General features: G+C 53.9%; 1 protein-coding gene. It reads right to left on the bottom strand.

The features are described from left to right. A partial coding sequence (locus AN395_RS19245; RefSeq protein WP_235576593.1) for an Ig-like domain-containing protein occupies positions 1-579 on the bottom strand: 579 nt, incomplete at both ends.

Raw genomic sequence — 579 nt, 5'->3', positions numbered from 1 at the left:
TGGTTAAATCAAGCGTTGGCGCAATGGTATCAACCTCCCCTGCACCTGTGGCGGTCGCTGTGTTACCCGCTGCATCGCTTACGCTTGCACTTACGGTAAAGTTGCCTTCAGCAAGGGCTGTTGTAACCGGCACTGACCATGTACCACTTGCGCCCACTGTAGCGGTAATGGTTTGCGCTACACCGGCATTGTCTGTCACAACAATTGTCACTTCACTGCCTTGTGGCGCATCACTTGTGCCGGAGATCGTCGGTGTTGTGTCGTTGCTAACGCCGTTATCTGTAGTAACAAGGCTCGGTGGGGTTAAATCAATCTCACCGGTTTCGCTCGCGCTGCCGATATTACCCAGGCCATCGTCTACCTCGGCGGTTACCGTGTATTCACCTTCAGCTAATTCACTCGGTGCAGCAACGCTCCACACGCCACCGGTTACTGTGGTGGTTGTGGTGGTTTCAGCGCCCGCACTGTCTACAAACGTTAGGCTAATGGTGGTGCCATCGGCTGCATCGCTTGTCCCATTAATGGTTGGCGTGGTGTCGTTGGTATCAACCAAGGTATTAATGCTAATGCTTGGCGCGG

Origin of the sequence: Pseudoalteromonas sp. P1-30, from assembly GCF_001400005.1 — a bacterium.
GTDB classification, from domain to species: domain Bacteria; phylum Pseudomonadota; class Gammaproteobacteria; order Enterobacterales; family Alteromonadaceae; genus Pseudoalteromonas; species Pseudoalteromonas atlantica.
This window is presented reverse-complemented; position numbering and strand designations above follow the sequence as displayed.